Genomic DNA, 14,926 nt, shown 5'->3' on the forward strand with positions numbered 1-14,926 from the left:
TGTTACCATACAAAACAAGTAGCTTGCGGTATCTCTTTGTGCGTAGAAGTTGCTCATAATTCTTTCTCATAAGAGCTACAAGCTCGTTTCCTGCTTTTCGTATTTTATCTGAAAGAGTTACAACTTGTAGTATATCAGAATAAGGCATATCACTTTCAACGGCTAAAATATGCCTCTCTGAAACCTTATGATATTGTTTTAGTATCTTATTATACTCTTCATCAATCATGGTTTTTCTGTTCCTCAATGTACTTGATTACTGTAGCTTCGCTTATATGTCCCACAGTTGATATAAAATACCCTCTTGACCATAATACTCCACATCTTGCATAGAAATCTTTTAATTGAGGAAAGACTTTGAATAATTTTATAGCACTGATACTCTTTAGTGTTCTTACAACATCGCATGGAGCTACGGTCTGTGGAACATCAATAAATATATGTATATGGTCAGCCATTACTTCAAGGGCCTTAATATGATAGTTATAATCATCACAGATTTTATATAGTATTTCTTTAATGGCTTCCTCTACATTACCTTTTAATACTGAAAATCTAAACTTTGGACACCAGATAATGTGATATTGTATCAAGTATTTACAATGAGAAGTACTATGATATTGTTCCTCTCTCATTATCTTTTTCTCCTAACTGATATTTTTCCTTAATGCCTCTACGCATAAGGTCGAGAAATGTGATGGTTTTTCCTTCCTCAACTGAATAGATTCGAGCAAGGTTTTCAAGTTCGGTTTTCCATTCAGAGGGAACTGAAATATTGATTTGTACGTTATTGCTTTTAGGACGTGCCATTACTATTATTTTCCTCCACGATTTGAATGATATGCTGAATTATTAGTATTTCATTGATTATTAAGATGGTTACTGTTTTCTATGTATGTTTGTATTACTTATTCCCCTTTTGTTTCCTTTCTAGATTTATTATATACATAGAATATTTAATTATTCTAGTTAATTTTCAAGGTAAAGAAAGCTGCTTTCATCCCATACGCAAGCGTGAGTGTTTTTCGCAGCATATATATAACCTTTTTCATCTTCATCTCCTATAAATAATTGATGACTAAATCTTATTTAGAAGTGATGAAGAGTTAATTAATATATGAACCGATTTTAATGGAGTAATATGAAATAAACACAAAGTATTTGTACATCGTGTTTTAGTTGTTGTGTTTTATATGGTAATTATAAAGCTTTGATGAAGAATTCCTACATGGTGTGGTAATTTATTACTGTTTTACCACATAGATCACTATTTATGGAGCTATCAATACAAATTACACTATTTGGAATTGAGGTCTTTAAATAGAAAAGGTATATACCCATATCTATTTTATTGAAAAAGGTTTTAATTTCTCCACGCATGATACTACTATTACCTGCACCTCTTTCAACAATAATATTATTATTTTCCACCCTTACTACCCAAGGCTGAGTATTACAGGCTGAGGGAGCTAGGGAAGCGGGTAGTGCAATATCATAGCTAAGTAATTTTGTAGGTTCGTTTCTTTTAAAATCTTCATAGCCTTTTCTTAAGCTATTTTCAGCCATAGCGCCAAAGTTAAGCATTGTGCAAAATGGAAGCCCATCATACTCCTTAAGCTTAGTTCGACCCATTCCAAGAAAACAGACACCGATATTGTTTTCCTGTAAGATTAAATCAACCTGTGATAGGATATAGCCTACATTTTCAAGGTAATAATCCTGCTTTTCACTATAAACTAGTAAGCAGTATTCACCTCTAGATACACTAGTTTCTTCCTTTTTAACGATTAAGGAAGAAACTCTTATATTATCTACTAGATGCTCTGCATTATTAAATACATCCTTAACAAAGGATAGCTCCTCTTGCGTTAGTGGTCTTGAGGAGAATGCTCTATGACTCTTTCTTTTATAAAAGAACTCTTTATCTACTTTTGTTATCATTAGCTTTCGTCTATCTCTTTAATTACAGCTGCATCTGTTTTCATAGGAATTAACTTCTTGATAAATGGCTGGACACCAATATATGTCTTTTCAAATTCGATTTCACTATCCTTAAGAGCAGCCTGCCAAGCAGCACCAAAGCCTGGAGAGTTAATAATAAGTCTATCAACAGCTGTCTGATAAACCTGTAGACGCTGTAATTCCTTTCTACCTGGCTTTTGAGCATAGGTTTGAATGCTAATTCTTAAATTTTCATTTTCCTTCTTTAGCTTTTCATTTTCACTCTTAAGCCTTGTGATACCTTCACTCTCAATTTCCATTCTATCTGTAAGCATTGATTTTAGCTTATCATTATCTGCCTTTGCAGTAGATTTTACACTTCTTAATTTTATTTCCATGATCATAAAGACTATCAGTGCTAAAAGTAACCCTGAGCCAAGACCAATTAAAAACTTATCCATATATACCTCTTAATATGTATTCTATTAATTAGTTTGTCACTGAGCAAGAGAAAGCAATAAAATTTCAAATACATTAAAATAACTACTTTACTTTATTTTTTAAAAATGGTATTAATTCACTTGTTGCCCAGATGGCGAAATTGGTAGACGCACAGGACTTAAAATCCTGTATCCGCGAGGATGTACGGGTCCGATTCCCGTTCTGGGCACGATTTCCTGCTAAATTAGCAGGATTTTTTTTATCCTTCCTCCTTCTCTAAAAGCTCTAAATATCTTTCCTCTGATTTCTCAAGCTCAGCCTTAGCTTCCTCATATTTTTTACTTCTCTCCTGAAGAGAGCCTAAAGAATTAGCTTGGATATCAGAAAAGCTTTCTTCAAGCTTTAAAATAAGCTCATTAAGAGAATCCATTTTCTTTTCAAGCTCTTCCTTTTCTTTACCTTCCTTCCAGGTAAGTCCCTTTTTCTCTCTCTTTATCTTTATATTTTCCTGTACAGGCTTTATTTTTTCTTCAACCCTTTCTTTAATTTTTTCTCTATATTGAGTATAAGAGCCTGCAAATAGAGTAATTTTATTATTTTCGATTACAAATAAGTAATCACAGGTACAATCTAGGAAAGCTCTATCATGGCTTACAATTAAGCAGCACCCAGTAAAGGATGAAATATATTGCTCTAGATTTTCCATAGTTTTTATATCTAAATCATTTGTTGGTTCATCGAGTACTAGGAAAATAGGGTTTAATGCTAATTTAGAGATTAAATAAAGTCTTCTTTTCTCACCACCAGAGAAGACACTTACTTCTGTTCTCTGCCTTGTAGGCGGAAAACCAAAGTATTCAAGAAATTGTGATGATGACATTTCACCTTCGCCTGTAAAGATTCTCTCTGCGATATCATTTATAAACTCTAGTGCACTTTTTTTAGTATTTAAATCTCGAGAAAGCTGATCATAGTAACCAAAAACAGTATTAACACCGATATCAACAACACCAGTTGTTGGCTCCTTATGTCCTGTAAGAATATCTAGTAGAGTTGATTTTCCAGTTCCATTGTCACCTACAACACCAATTTTATCTCCCTTTTTAAATTGGTATGAAAAGCTAGAAAATAAATCCTTGAAGCTAATGTCCTCACACTCTAATATTTTCTTACCTAATCTTCTTTCTAAGGAAGAAAATTGATTTTGCTTAATATCCTGTACGTTATGTACGCTAGAGAGCATATTCTCAATTCTTTCCTTTCTATTTTTATCCTTTCCAGTTCTAGCCTGAGGACCTCTAGCAAGCCACTTTAGCTCTCTTCTTAAAATGGTAGCAAGACGATCCTGTTCCTTTTGCTCCATCATAATTCTTTCGGCTCTTCTCTCTAGATATGCCTCATAGCTTCCTGGGTGGCGATGAATCTTTTTTCTATCAAGCTCCCAAATTGTAGTACAAACATCATTTAATAAATATCTATCGTGAGTAACTACTATTACACTTATTGCAAGTGAATTTAACTGCTCCTCTAAATACTCAATTGTTTTAATATCTAAATGGTTTGTAGGCTCATCAAGTATTAGTAATCTTGGGTTAAGAGCTAGAACACGCGCAAGTGCAACCTTTTTTAACTCACCACCAGATAGAGTTTTAAGCCTTCTATCATATTGAGCATTAACATTAAGCTTTGAGAGATGGGCCTTATAATTTACCTCTAGAGACCAAATATCATCCTTTTCTAATAGAGGTAATAATTTTTCGTAGGTTTTATTATCATTAGCTTTAAGCGCAAGCTCATATTGCTTTAATAATTTTATCTTTCTACTGTCGCTATCTAATAGGAAGGACTCGATAGTAGTCTCATCACTAAAGGAAATATTTTGTTCAAGCATTACAATGTCTGTTTCATTGTTCTTACTAATCTTTCCCTCATCTGGTGGGAGTATTCCCATTATTACCTTTAAAAATGTTGATTTACCTTCACCATTTTTACCGACAATACCTATCTTTTCACCTTCCTCAACGCCTAAAGTAACATTTTCAAAAAGTGGCTCATCATTTACAGTCTTACTAATATTTTCAATAGAAAGGATATTCATAGTTTTGGAATTTTATTAGCTTTTGGATAATGACACAAGGCATTCTTTATTTTATATTCGAAGACATGCATAAAGACATAGATATAACACTTAATCCTAAGCAAGCTGCACTATATGATGAATTAAAGCATGCAGCTGCTTTAAAGAGTAATATTAAAGAAAAAGATATCGTATCGGTAAGATATTTAAGAAAATCTATAGATGCTAGACGTAGAGATATCAAAATAAATGCAAGAATTAGAGTATTTATAGGAGAGGAGGATGAGAAGCCATATGATGAAACCTTCTTCTCCTCTGCCTGTAAAAGAGATGTAATTATTGTTGGCTCAGGACCTGCTGGGCTATTTGCTGCATTAACTCTTCTCGAAAATGGGTATAGACCTATAGTTCTTGAAAGAGGTAAGAACGTTCATGAGAGGAAAAAGGATACTGCTAATTTAAATAGAACAGGTGTTTTAAATGAAAGCTCTAACTACTGCTTTGGAGAGGGTGGTGCTGGTGCCTTTTCAGATGGAAAGCTATATACACGCTCCGATAAGAGAGGAAATATTAGTAAGGTACTTTCTTTATTTGTTCAGCATGGTGCTAATCCTGAGATTTTATATGAAAGTCATCCTCACATCGGTACTGAGAAGCTCCCAAGAGTTATTGAGAATATTAGAAATACAATAATTAATTATGGTGGTGAGGTTCACTTTGAAGCCTTAGTTACAGGGTTAATTAAGAGTAATAGTGAAGTAATTGGTGTAAAGAGCTCTAAGGGTGATTTCTTTGGCCCTGTTATTATGGCTACTGGACATTCAAGTCATGATGTTTATCAATTCTTATATAATGATGGATACTCTTTACAGGCAAAGGATGTTGCGATTGGAGTTAGACTTGAGCATCCTCAGGCTTTAATCGACCAAATACAATACCACGATCCAAGGGGAAGAGGAAAATACCTTCCAGCTGCTGCCTATTCCTTTGTTAGTCAAGTAAATAATAGAGGTGTATACTCCTTTTGTATGTGCCCAGGTGGCTTTGTTGTCCCTGCCGCAACTCAAAATGGGTACCAGGTAGTAAATGGAATGAGTCCTTCTAGTAGAAATAGTAGATGGGCTAATAGTGGTATGGTAGTACAGCTAAAGTGTGAGGATATAGATAATAAGAATCCTTTATCAATGCTTGAGTATATTAGAGGTGTTGAGAAGAGCTGCTTCTTTGAGGGCTTTAAAGCACCAGCTCAGAGGATGAAGGACTTCGTCGAAAATAAAATTAGTGATACTCTTCCAGATTCTTCCTATATACCAGGGTTAGTTAGCTGTAATCTTAATGATTATCTTCCTTCTATAGTTTCATCATCCCTTAGAGAGGGCTTTTTAAAGTTTTCTTCATATACAAAGGGAATGTTCTTAACTAATGATGCTTTAATGCTCGCTCCTGAAACTAGAACAAGCTCACCAGTAAGAATTCTTCGTAATGATGAGGCTTTCCAAATAAGAGGCTTATATCCTTGTGGAGAGGGTGCAGGATATGCAGGAGGTATAGTATCTGCTGCATTAGATGGAATATTTTGTGCAAATCAAGTAATAAAACACTATGAATAATGATGAAAAAAGTCTTTTAATTAGAACCTATTTTATATTTCTGTGCTCCGGTGCAGTTTCAACCTTAACTGGAGCGATACTTCCTGATATGCAAGCTGAGTATAATCTAAGCTATTCATTACGTGGGTTACTACTATCGTTTCAGCAATGTGGTAATTTATCAGCTATGCTATTAGCAGGCTTTTTACCATATTTGATAGGTAGAAAGAAATGTACTCTAATACTTTCCTCTGCTATAGTAGTTGGAATTTTAATGTTTATATTATTTTCAAATCCTATAGTTTTGATTATAGCATTTACATTTACAGGTCTTGGAAGAGGAACCTTAAGTAATACCTCTAATGTTGTTGTTTCTACAATTACTCATAATAGTAGTGCTGGCTTAAATATCCTACATGCTTCATTTGCTCTAGGAGCTCTAATTTCACCTCTTATTGCAGCCTTACTTGGTAAATCTTGGAGAGTATCTGCAATTATCTTTGCTTCCTTTATGGCACTAAGCATATTTTTTATAAAAAACAGTATTTTAAGTGATGAAAAGGAGAAACGAAGTGAGAAAAGTAAAAATAAGTTCTATAAGGATATAGACTTTTACCTAGTAACCTTTATTTTATTCTTCTATCTATGTAGTGAAGCCTCCTTAATGGGGTGGATGGTTACTTACTTTGATGAGTCAGATTTACTTTCTCCATCTCTTGCTAAGGTAATGCAATCATTAATATGGATTATGATTTTAGCTGGAAGATTAATTTCTGCATATATTTCACCAAAGGTTAAAAATAAGATGATTTTAGTTTTAATACTTGGATTAGGCTTTACAGTTTTCTATATGCTGATGATGGAGCTTAGATCTAATGTATTAATGATTATCTCTTTACTTTTTGTTGGCTTATCAATGAGTGGAATTTATCCTACAACTATTTCAACTCAAAATCCGAAATATAATAGTGATACGATAGCAACTGGTACCTGTATGGCTTTAGCAACAGTAGGGGGAGTGCTTTGGCCTAATGTTATTGGTCTAGTAGCAGAAAGAGGTGGATTAAAAAATGCTATGCTATCGATAATCATTCCTATTTTAGCGATGGATACATTAATTATTATCAAATTTTTTAGATACAAAAAATCAAATTTGTAAGCTTAAATATTTACACTGTGTTTTTCTTAACCTTTAATGCTATGCTTCCTTATGTGTCAGTAATTATTGTATTAAGCTTCTCTTCAAGAAACCAAACAATGAGTCCTGCAAGCTTAGGTAAGCCATTTAATAGAGAAATTAGAACATAACTTCACACAAACTCCTTATATTTTTGTTTGCCTTATTAATAATTTTTAGAGATATTTTAATTAGAGGTAAAGATGGAATATAAGGAGTTTTTAAATCAAATTACATATTCATTAAAAGCTGCTATCCTTGATAGTAATATCTCTTTAAACGAGCTTTCAAAAAGGACCGGAATTAAAAAATCAAGATTAATTTTACTTTTAAATGGAAAGGATGAGATTTATATTAATGATATCTTTTCAATTTCAAGAGTGCTTGGCCTTATCACTAATTTTGATTTAAATGATAACCACATAATATCTGAAGAGGAAAAGACCTATTGGGACTTTAGAAATTATGAAAAGCTTATTAATGATTTAAAGTTAAAAAGTGAAAATTGCGATAGCAAAGATAAAGAATATTACTTATCTAAGATAAAGATTTTCCAAAAGAATGATAAAAGCTATAACATGCTTCGATTCTTCCTTGGAAATAGAATTGAGCATTTAATGAGTAGTGTAGAGCTATCCATCTCAGAGCTCTCTGATTACTTAAATGTTACAGCATATTATTTAGTGGGAGTTTTAAATGGTGAAGAAAACTATCCATGCTCACTTCTATTTAAGATAATTTCAATATTAGGTAACTCTTGTTCTGTTACATTTGAAAATAATAATGAAATTCATTTATTAGAATATAAAGCTTGACATATAGTAGCTGTTTTAGTAAGAATAACTAAAAAGATTAAAGGAGGGCTAAGATGTTTATTAATAATTTTTCATTAAGCTCTCTTAGTACAATTTGATAATAATCACATTTTTATTTTCTTGTTATTGTATCTTCTTATATTAGAAGTAGTTCTTAATATCTTTTTAGTTTAAATATGAATAAATTCATTTCTCATGCTCTTAAGTTTAAGAGTAAGTATATAATTTCGAGTTTAGGGCTTATTTTAGGAATAGTAATAGATGCATTTATTCCTAATATTGTTGAGTTCTTAGTTGATGATGTAATTGGTAATAAGCAATTAGCATTAGCACCAATTGTGTTAATTGCTTTATTTCTAAGCTACCTGCTAAGAGGTGTTTTTAAATATATTGAGGAGTATTGGTCTGATAAAATCAGCCTAGGTGTTACACATAGCGTTAGAAGTACTTTATTTGATCATATTTTAAAGCAAAATGGAGAGTTCTTTATTAAAAATACTCCAGGAGATTTATTAACTAGAGTTAGACATGATAGTGAAAATCTTGGCTTTTCCTTTGGCTTTATTTTAATTTTCTTTATTGAAATAGTTGTTCATACAATAGTAATGACTATTGCTCTAATGAAAAATAGCCTTTTGCTATCTATTCCTGTTTTAATACTTGTGCCTTTAATGGGATATCTATCATATAAAAGAGAGGTTAAAGCGAACAAATACTTTGACCAAATTAGTGATGAAACTGCACTAATGAACCAGACAGCTGCTGAAGCTATAGATGGGATTAGGACAGTTAAAGCATTCACAAATGAGTCCTATGAGGTAAAAAGATTTTCTAGAAGAAATAAGCATTACTATGATTTGAATGTCTCACTTGAAAACACAGATATAAATTATGAAAGTGCGACTAACGCTCTGTCTAAAATAATGTATGCTCTTACTATTTTATTGGGTGCCATTCTAATACTCGATAGTAAAATAACGCTAGGACTCTTAGCCTCTAGTGTTACCTATGTTAATAATCTAGTGTGGCCTATGACTGAAATAGGGTGGGTACTAAGTGAGCTTGCAAAAGCAAGAGCTAGTGCCAAAAAGATTTATTCTGTACTAGAGTGCCATAATGAAATAAAGGTAGAAGATAATTATAAATGTGTAGATAAAGTGGATATATCCTATAGCCATGTTTCCTATAAGAATATAATTAACGATGTATCTTTTAATTTAAAGCCGGGAAAAAGCTTAGGAATAATGGGTGCAACTGGTTCAGGTAAAAGTGTATTACTTTCATTTTTACAACGCTTTTTAGATCCTGATAGTGGTACTGTTACAATTGATGGAGTTGATATAAAAAGACTTTCCTTAAGCTTTTTGAGAAAGAGTATTTGCTTTGTACATCAAGATGTATTTTTGTTTAGCGATACTATTAAGGAAAATCTTATTAAGGGACTTGATGCTTATTCGGATGAAAAGATAGATGAAGCCTTGAAATTATCTATGGCTCTTAGCTTTGTAAATAGCTTAGATAATAGTATTGAAACAGAAATAGGTGAAAGAGGTACTCGGTTATCAGGTGGACAAAAGCAAAGATTAGCAATTGCTAGAGCTCTTGTAAGAGACCCTAAGGTTTTAGTTTTAGATGACTCAACAAGTGCGCTTGATATGAAGACAGAAAGAGAATTTCAGAAAAATTTAAAATTCTTAAATTGCTCTAAAATTATTGTTGCTCATAGAGTTTCTTCTGTTAAGGATTGTGATGAGATCATAATTTTGGAGTGTGGAAAAATTGTTGAAAGAGGGACTCATAAGGAATTACTAGCTCTTCGCGGTAAATATTATGAAACCTATATTAACCAGCTTGGGATGAGAAGGTGTGAAGAGTAATGAAAGAGAGTAATCAAAGAAGAGTTCTAATTAGAATACTTAAATATTTAAGCTGCTATAGAAAAAGTGTCATTATTGTCATTTCTATTATGACAATATCATCTATTATATCTGTTGTTTTGCCATTTTTAGCTAAGGATGTAATTGATAACAAAATTCCACTTGGAAAAATCAATGCAGTATTAAGTGTTATTTTGATATATATCATTTTAGCTCTTATATTGTCTCTTTTATCGATTATAAGAGTAAGGATAATGAGTAGAGTCTCAAATAAGGTTGTTCTAAAAATTAGAGATGAAGTATTTAAGCATTTACAAACATTAGATTTACATTATTATAACTCTCACCCAACTGGTAATATATTGTCTAGAATAATTGGAGATATATCATCGCTAAAGCAATTAGTAACTCAACTAGTTTCAACATTAATACCTCAAACAATGTTTTTAATTAGCTTAATTATAGCTATGGTAGTTCTTAATCCTGTTCTTGCATTTGGCTCTTTATTATCTCTACCTATAGTACTCATTGGAACGTTTATTATTATGAGAGTTAACTTTAAGCGCTGGTATGATTATAGAAAAAAGCAATCAGAGCTAGCAGGCTTTTCTCATGAAGCATTTGCGGGAATTAAAGTAATTCAGAGCTTAGCCTGTGAGGAGGCTGAGAAGAAAAGCTTTGAGAAAATAAATGATGATATTCTCTCCTCGTGGATAAGGTGTGTTCGTTTTGGGGATACATTAGGAATTATTATTGATTTATCTATAGGTATTGGCTTTTTATTTCTATATTTATTTGCAATTTATATTGATCATAGTACAGTCGGAGAGCTTATAGCCTTTTCAACGTACATTATGCTATTTTGGCAGCCAATAAAGGCTCTTGCTCAAATGTTTAATCAGATAAGTAATAATTTAAGCGGTGCAAGTAGAGTTTTTGAAATACTAGATGAAAAAAGCTATATCCTTGATAGTCCTCAAGCAATTGAATTACCTAAAATTAAAGGTGAAGTAGAATTTAAAAATGTTTCCTTTTCTTACCCTGATGATAAAGAAAGCTTAATAATAGAGGATATTAATTTTACTGTTAAAGCTGGTGAAAGAATTGCGTTAGTTGGTCCAACGGGAGCTGGTAAAACAACTATTATTAATTTGCTCTCACGCTTTTATGATCCAATTAAAGGTTTAATCCTTGTTGATGGCTATAATATTAAAGAATTATCTACTGCCTCGCTTAGAAAGCAGCTTGGAATAATGACTCAGGATAGCTTTTTATTCTCTGGAACTATAAAGGAAAACATAACATATGGATGTGAGAATGTAAGTGATGAAGCTATAGTAAATGCTTGTAAGGCTATAGGATGTCATAACTTTATATCAAAACTTCAAAGTGGTTATGATACTTTAATTTCCTCATTAACACTATCGATGGGACAAAAGCAGCTGCTAGCACTTGCTAGAACCTTAATTAAGGACCCGAGAATTTTAATTTTAGATGAGGCTACAAGTAATATTGATACTCAAACAGAGCTACTAGTGCAAAGGGGGAGCTCAAAGCTAATGAGTGGAAGAACCTGCTTTATTGTAGCTCATAGATTATCTACAATAAAAAATTCAGATAGAATATTTGTTCTAGATGATAATAAAATTATTGAGGAAGGAAGCCATGAAGAATTAATTAAGCTAAATGGCTTTTATACGATGCTTTATAATTCTCAATTTGAAGGTGGTATTAATTGATTAAGGGTGCAATCTTTGATTTAGATGGAACACTTCTAGATTCTATGAACCTATGGACTAAAATAGATAGAGAGTTTTTGGAACGAAGAGGAATTACTTATACTTTAGATTATTCAAAGGCTATTACTCATATGGAGCTTTTAGAGACTGCTAATTACACAATTAAGCGCTATAGTCTCAATGAAAGTGCTGAAGCTGTGATAGGTGAGTGGCATGAGGCTGCAAATAAAGAATATGCAAATAACATTAAGCTTAAGGATGGAGCCTATGAGTTTTTAATGTATCTTAAGAAGAATAATTATAAGCTTGCAGTTGCTACTTCCTCAAGTAAGGAGGTTTTCATGCCATGCTTAAAGAGAGTTGGTATTGATAAGCTATTTGATGCTATAGTTACATCCTCTGATGTGGGAATTGGAAAATCATCACCTAAGATATATCTTCATGGTGCTTCACTTATTAATGTTGAGCCAAAGGATTGCTTTGTCTTTGAGGATTTACCTATTGCTTTAGCTAGTGCTAAGAGTGCAGGCTTTATTACAATTGGTGTTTTGGACCCATTTAGTATTGATTTATTCGATGAAGTTAAAGCGCAAAGCATGGCTACTATTTCAGATTTTTCAGAAAAAGAAATTAAAAAATCTTTAAGTTTGATAATTAATTGAATTATAATTAGTACAGGAGGAATGTATGAAGGTAGTTTATACAATAGGTAGACAATTTGGCAGCGGCGGTAGACAAGTTGGAAAGGCTTTAGCTAAAAAATTAGGTATACCATATTATGATAAAGAACTTTTAGCTATAGCTGCAAAGGATAGTGGTCTAAGTGAGGCGTTATTCCATAACGCAGACGAAAAGCCAACATCCTCTCTCTTATACTCTCTAGTTATGGGAAATTACTCTGCTGCTTCAAGTACTCTAGGTTTCAACGAAATGCCTCTTAATGATCAACTATTTTTAATTCAATCGAAGACAGTTAAGAAGGTTGCAGAGCAGGGCTCCTGCGTAATTATTGGTAGATGTGCTGATTATATTTTACGCGATGACCCTTCTGTTATTTCAGTTTTTATTCATGCACCTATCGATGCAAGAGTTGAAAGAGCAATTAATGTATATGAGGTTCCAAAGGATAAGGCTGAAGACATTTGCTTAAAGAACGATAAGACAAGAGCTAATTTCTATAATTATTACTCTGATCAAAAGTGGGGTATGTGTAAAACCTACGATCTTTCTTTAGATAGCTCTCTACTAGGTATTGATGGCTGTGTTGAACAAATCATCAGCTTTACAAATCTTCATGAAGCTCATAAGGGAAGTAAGATTTAATGGTTTTTGATATCCTTTCTGAACTAGAAAGCTATGAAAATTCCTTTCCTGAGATTAGAAATGTAATTGATATTATGGATAGGAGCCTTCCCTATGAAAAGGGTGAAGGCACCTATAGTTGCCCTGAAAATGATAGAGTAACATATAGTGTTAATGAAATTTTAACTAGTGATAAGGGTATAAGCTTTAATGTAGAAGCAAATCATAGTGCCTTAATTATTACTCTAGAAGGGGAACAAGTTGTTTCTTCTAATGATGTAGATAAAGTATTTATTCTCAGTGAAGGACGTTTCTTATTAGTTAATGAAGGAGTTTGGAGAATGGCTATGACTCCAAATCTACCAGCTCAAATAAAATATTGTGTTTTTAATTGGTAAAAGTAATGCCGCCCAAGCTTGGACGGCATTTAAAATTATTAGTCAATTGAAATTAATTCAATTTCAAATATTAAGAGTGAATTTGGCTCAATAGTATCAAGTAGCTGTGCGCCATAGCCTAAATCAGGATGAACATATGCTACGATTGTTTCTCCAACACTCATGTTTGAAACTGCTTCCTTAAAGCCTGGAACTGTATTTGTTAAATTAAACTGAACATTGCTGTTTTGGTCTAATGTATTTCCATATAAATCATTTAGCTTATAGGAAAGAGTTACTGTGCTATCCTGTGATGGCTTAGGACCCTCAGCACTTACCATAACCTTATATTGTAAGCCACTAGCTGTTTCAATAACGCCATCTGCATTTCTATTCTCACTTAAGAAGGCATTTGCATTTTTAAGATTTTCTTCTGATAAGCTCTGAATATATGCATCATATTCCTGCTGTAGCTTTTCAGAGTATTTATTCATTGCATCGTCTCTTTCACTTTGGTTTAGAAGAGGAACGTCATTAAATAGTGCATGGAGAGAGCCATTTGCAAAGGATGTTCCATTTAACTCTAAGCCTGAATAAAAGAGCTGGAATGAAATGTAATATCCATATGAGTATGAGAACATCTCTGAAAGATCATCTGTAACTGTTAATGAATTAATCTCATCCCAAGAAGCTGGTACATCGCCTACGCTATCCTGAACACCAAGTGCATATACCTCGTTAATATATTTATCAAGGTATGTATTCATTTCATCAACAGTAACCATTGGCTCTGCAAATGACCAGAAATCAACAACACCCTTAGCAAAATATGCACCTCTTAGAGTAAGTCCCTGTGTTAAGTAGCTAGCTAATAGGTCATAACCATAAGCATATGAGAATTGATCTGTTAATTCATCTGTTACTTCTGCATTCCATACTCTTTGAGCTGGATATTCACCCTGGTTGCTCTTTTCAGGGAAGGTAACGGTGTAGGCCTTAAGATTAACACCTAATGTGATATCTGTTACCTCTACTGCTGTTGTTTGTCCAGGTAGAGACATTGTCATAATACCATTATCTTTAATAGCTAAAACTTCACCACCCTTATAGTAGGAAACTGGGAATGTAGATTTAGTCTCAGGTGAGAAGTGATAAATAATCTCGGTACCGTTTTCATCCATAACAAGTAGGCTAGTGCCACTACTCATTTCAACTGGTTCGATTACCTTAACAATTTTTACATCGTCATTTATTTCTCTTGCTCCCATAGCAAATAGGGAAAGAGAAAGTAAGATAAGAGTCATTAAAGTTAAAAATTTCTTCATTTCTTGATTCCTTTTGAGCCAAAATTATAACATACGCTTTCAATCGTCAAGCTATCATATTGGCTCTTTATTTGATATGATAACTCTAACATAAAGTTTATATATTTATGTGAAGTTTAAATGGAGTTGAAAGATGCACGTTATATATATGCTGCGAAAAACCCTCACGCTTGCGTGTGGGATGAAAGCAGTTTTTTTTACCTTGAAAATTAACTAGGATAATTAAATATTCTATGTGTATAATAAATCTAGAAAGGAAATAAAAG

15 protein-coding genes and 1 tRNA gene are annotated in these 14,926 nt (G+C 32.8%); 9 read left to right on the plus strand and 7 right to left on the minus strand.

Going from position 1 to position 14,926, the window contains the following annotated elements; genetic code table 11:
- The 5 genes from FYJ80_RS10905 to FYJ80_RS10925 form a co-directional block, all read right to left on the minus strand.
- Positions 1-229: hypothetical protein (locus FYJ80_RS10905; protein ID WP_206361080.1), on the minus strand; the 229-nt coding region annotated here is incomplete at its 3' end.
- Complete coding sequence (tnpA, locus tag FYJ80_RS10910; RefSeq protein WP_154426849.1) at positions 222-635, minus strand: IS200/IS605 family transposase; 414 nt, start codon at positions 633-635, stop codon at positions 222-224. The genes tnpA and FYJ80_RS10905, both read right to left, overlap by 8 nt.
- On the minus strand, positions 613-810 hold the full coding sequence (locus FYJ80_RS10915) for a hypothetical protein (RefSeq protein ID WP_154426851.1): 198 nt from the start codon (positions 808-810) through the stop codon (positions 613-615). Before FYJ80_RS10915 ends, tnpA begins: the two co-directional genes overlap by 23 nt.
- A 414-nt stretch (positions 811-1,224) precedes the next feature.
- A complete protein-coding gene (locus FYJ80_RS10920; protein WP_154426853.1) occupies positions 1,225-1,941 on the minus strand; it encodes a nitroreductase family protein in 717 nt (238 codons plus the stop codon).
- Positions 1,941-2,402 (minus strand): hypothetical protein, encoded by a 462-nt coding sequence (locus FYJ80_RS10925; RefSeq protein ID WP_154426855.1) that lies wholly within the window; start codon positions 2,400-2,402, stop codon positions 1,941-1,943. Before FYJ80_RS10925 ends, FYJ80_RS10920 begins: the two co-directional genes overlap by 1 nt.
- A 125-nt stretch (positions 2,403-2,527) precedes the next feature.
- Here FYJ80_RS10925 and FYJ80_RS10930 point away from each other — a divergent pair.
- Positions 2,528-2,611, plus strand: a tRNA-Leu gene (locus FYJ80_RS10930).
- A gap of 30 nt (positions 2,612-2,641) precedes the next feature.
- On the opposite strand, the gene FYJ80_RS10935 is transcribed toward FYJ80_RS10930, so the two are convergent.
- On the minus strand, positions 2,642-4,480 hold the full coding sequence (locus FYJ80_RS10935; protein WP_154426857.1) for an ABC-F family ATP-binding cassette domain-containing protein: 1,839 nt from the start codon (positions 4,478-4,480) through the stop codon (positions 2,642-2,644).
- Positions 4,481-4,545: 65 nt separating this feature from the next.
- Here FYJ80_RS10935 and FYJ80_RS10940 point away from each other — a divergent pair, with 65 nt between their 5' ends.
- From FYJ80_RS10940 to FYJ80_RS10975, 8 genes are all read left to right on the plus strand, one after another.
- Complete coding sequence (locus tag FYJ80_RS10940) at positions 4,546-6,069, plus strand: NAD(P)/FAD-dependent oxidoreductase (RefSeq protein WP_154426858.1); 1,524 nt, start codon at positions 4,546-4,548, stop codon at positions 6,067-6,069.
- Positions 6,062-7,207, plus strand: coding sequence for an MFS transporter (locus tag FYJ80_RS10945; RefSeq protein ID WP_154426860.1), 1,146 nt, complete (start codon positions 6,062-6,064; stop codon positions 7,205-7,207). The genes FYJ80_RS10940 and FYJ80_RS10945 overlap by 8 nt, the downstream gene beginning before the upstream one ends.
- A 221-nt stretch (positions 7,208-7,428) precedes the next feature.
- A complete protein-coding gene (locus FYJ80_RS10950; RefSeq protein WP_154426862.1) occupies positions 7,429-8,040 on the plus strand; it encodes a helix-turn-helix domain-containing protein in 612 nt (203 codons plus the stop codon).
- 176 nt (positions 8,041-8,216) lie between these two features.
- The gene (locus tag FYJ80_RS10955) at positions 8,217-9,917 is read left to right on the plus strand and encodes an ABC transporter ATP-binding protein (RefSeq protein WP_154426864.1); all 1,701 of its coding nucleotides are present in this window, start codon (positions 8,217-8,219) and stop codon (positions 9,915-9,917) included.
- Positions 9,917-11,656, plus strand: a complete 1,740-nt coding sequence (locus FYJ80_RS10960) for an ABC transporter ATP-binding protein (protein ID WP_154426865.1) — start codon at positions 9,917-9,919, stop codon at positions 11,654-11,656. The genes FYJ80_RS10955 and FYJ80_RS10960 overlap by 1 nt, the downstream gene beginning before the upstream one ends.
- Entirely contained in the window at positions 11,653-12,318 is a 666-nt protein-coding gene (locus FYJ80_RS10965) for an HAD family hydrolase (protein WP_154426867.1), read from the plus strand. The genes FYJ80_RS10960 and FYJ80_RS10965 overlap by 4 nt, the downstream gene beginning before the upstream one ends.
- A 25-nt stretch (positions 12,319-12,343) precedes the next feature.
- Complete coding sequence (locus FYJ80_RS10970) at positions 12,344-12,979, plus strand: cytidylate kinase-like family protein (protein WP_154426869.1); 636 nt, start codon at positions 12,344-12,346, stop codon at positions 12,977-12,979.
- Positions 12,979-13,356: a hypothetical protein gene (locus FYJ80_RS10975; protein ID WP_154426871.1), complete on the plus strand. Its 378-nt coding sequence runs from the start codon at positions 12,979-12,981 to the stop codon at positions 13,354-13,356. The genes FYJ80_RS10970 and FYJ80_RS10975 overlap by 1 nt, the downstream gene beginning before the upstream one ends.
- A gap of 38 nt (positions 13,357-13,394) precedes the next feature.
- On the opposite strand, the gene FYJ80_RS10980 is transcribed toward FYJ80_RS10975, so the two are convergent.
- Positions 13,395-14,660 carry an FKBP-type peptidyl-prolyl cis-trans isomerase N-terminal domain-containing protein gene (locus tag FYJ80_RS10980; RefSeq protein ID WP_154426873.1) on the minus strand — a complete coding sequence of 422 codons (1,266 nt, stop codon included), beginning with the start codon at positions 14,658-14,660 and terminating at the stop codon, positions 13,395-13,397.
- Between the last annotated feature and the right edge of the window lie 266 nt (positions 14,661-14,926).

The organism is Bullifex porci (assembly GCF_009695635.1).
Lineage (GTDB): Bacteria > Spirochaetota > Spirochaetia > Sphaerochaetales > Sphaerochaetaceae > Bullifex > Bullifex porci.

Excerpts from the sequence above, each read along its gene's own strand:
- tnpA (WP_154426849.1), bottom strand. The coding sequence starts at position 635 with ATGAGAGAGGAACAATATCATAGTACTTCTCATTGTAAATACTTGATA.
- FYJ80_RS10915 (WP_154426851.1), bottom strand. The coding sequence starts at position 810 with ATGGCACGTCCTAAAAGCAATAACGTACAAATCAATATTTCAGTTCCC.
- FYJ80_RS10920 (WP_154426853.1), bottom strand. The coding sequence starts at position 1,941 with ATGATAACAAAAGTAGATAAAGAGTTCTTTTATAAAAGAAAGAGTCAT.
- FYJ80_RS10925 (WP_154426855.1), bottom strand. The coding sequence starts at position 2,402 with ATGGATAAGTTTTTAATTGGTCTTGGCTCAGGGTTACTTTTAGCACTG.
- FYJ80_RS10935 (WP_154426857.1), bottom strand. The coding sequence starts at position 4,480 with ATGAATATCCTTTCTATTGAAAATATTAGTAAGACTGTAAATGATGAG.
- FYJ80_RS10940 (WP_154426858.1), top strand. The coding sequence starts at position 4,546 with ATGCATAAAGACATAGATATAACACTTAATCCTAAGCAAGCTGCACTA.
- FYJ80_RS10945 (WP_154426860.1), top strand. The coding sequence starts at position 6,062 with ATGAATAATGATGAAAAAAGTCTTTTAATTAGAACCTATTTTATATTT.
- FYJ80_RS10950 (WP_154426862.1), top strand. The coding sequence starts at position 7,429 with ATGGAATATAAGGAGTTTTTAAATCAAATTACATATTCATTAAAAGCT.
- FYJ80_RS10955 (WP_154426864.1), top strand. The coding sequence starts at position 8,217 with ATGAATAAATTCATTTCTCATGCTCTTAAGTTTAAGAGTAAGTATATA.
- FYJ80_RS10960 (WP_154426865.1), top strand. The coding sequence starts at position 9,917 with ATGAAAGAGAGTAATCAAAGAAGAGTTCTAATTAGAATACTTAAATAT.
- FYJ80_RS10970 (WP_154426869.1), top strand. The coding sequence starts at position 12,344 with ATGAAGGTAGTTTATACAATAGGTAGACAATTTGGCAGCGGCGGTAGA.
- FYJ80_RS10975 (WP_154426871.1), top strand. The coding sequence starts at position 12,979 with ATGGTTTTTGATATCCTTTCTGAACTAGAAAGCTATGAAAATTCCTTT.
- FYJ80_RS10980 (WP_154426873.1), bottom strand. The coding sequence starts at position 14,660 with ATGAAGAAATTTTTAACTTTAATGACTCTTATCTTACTTTCTCTTTCC.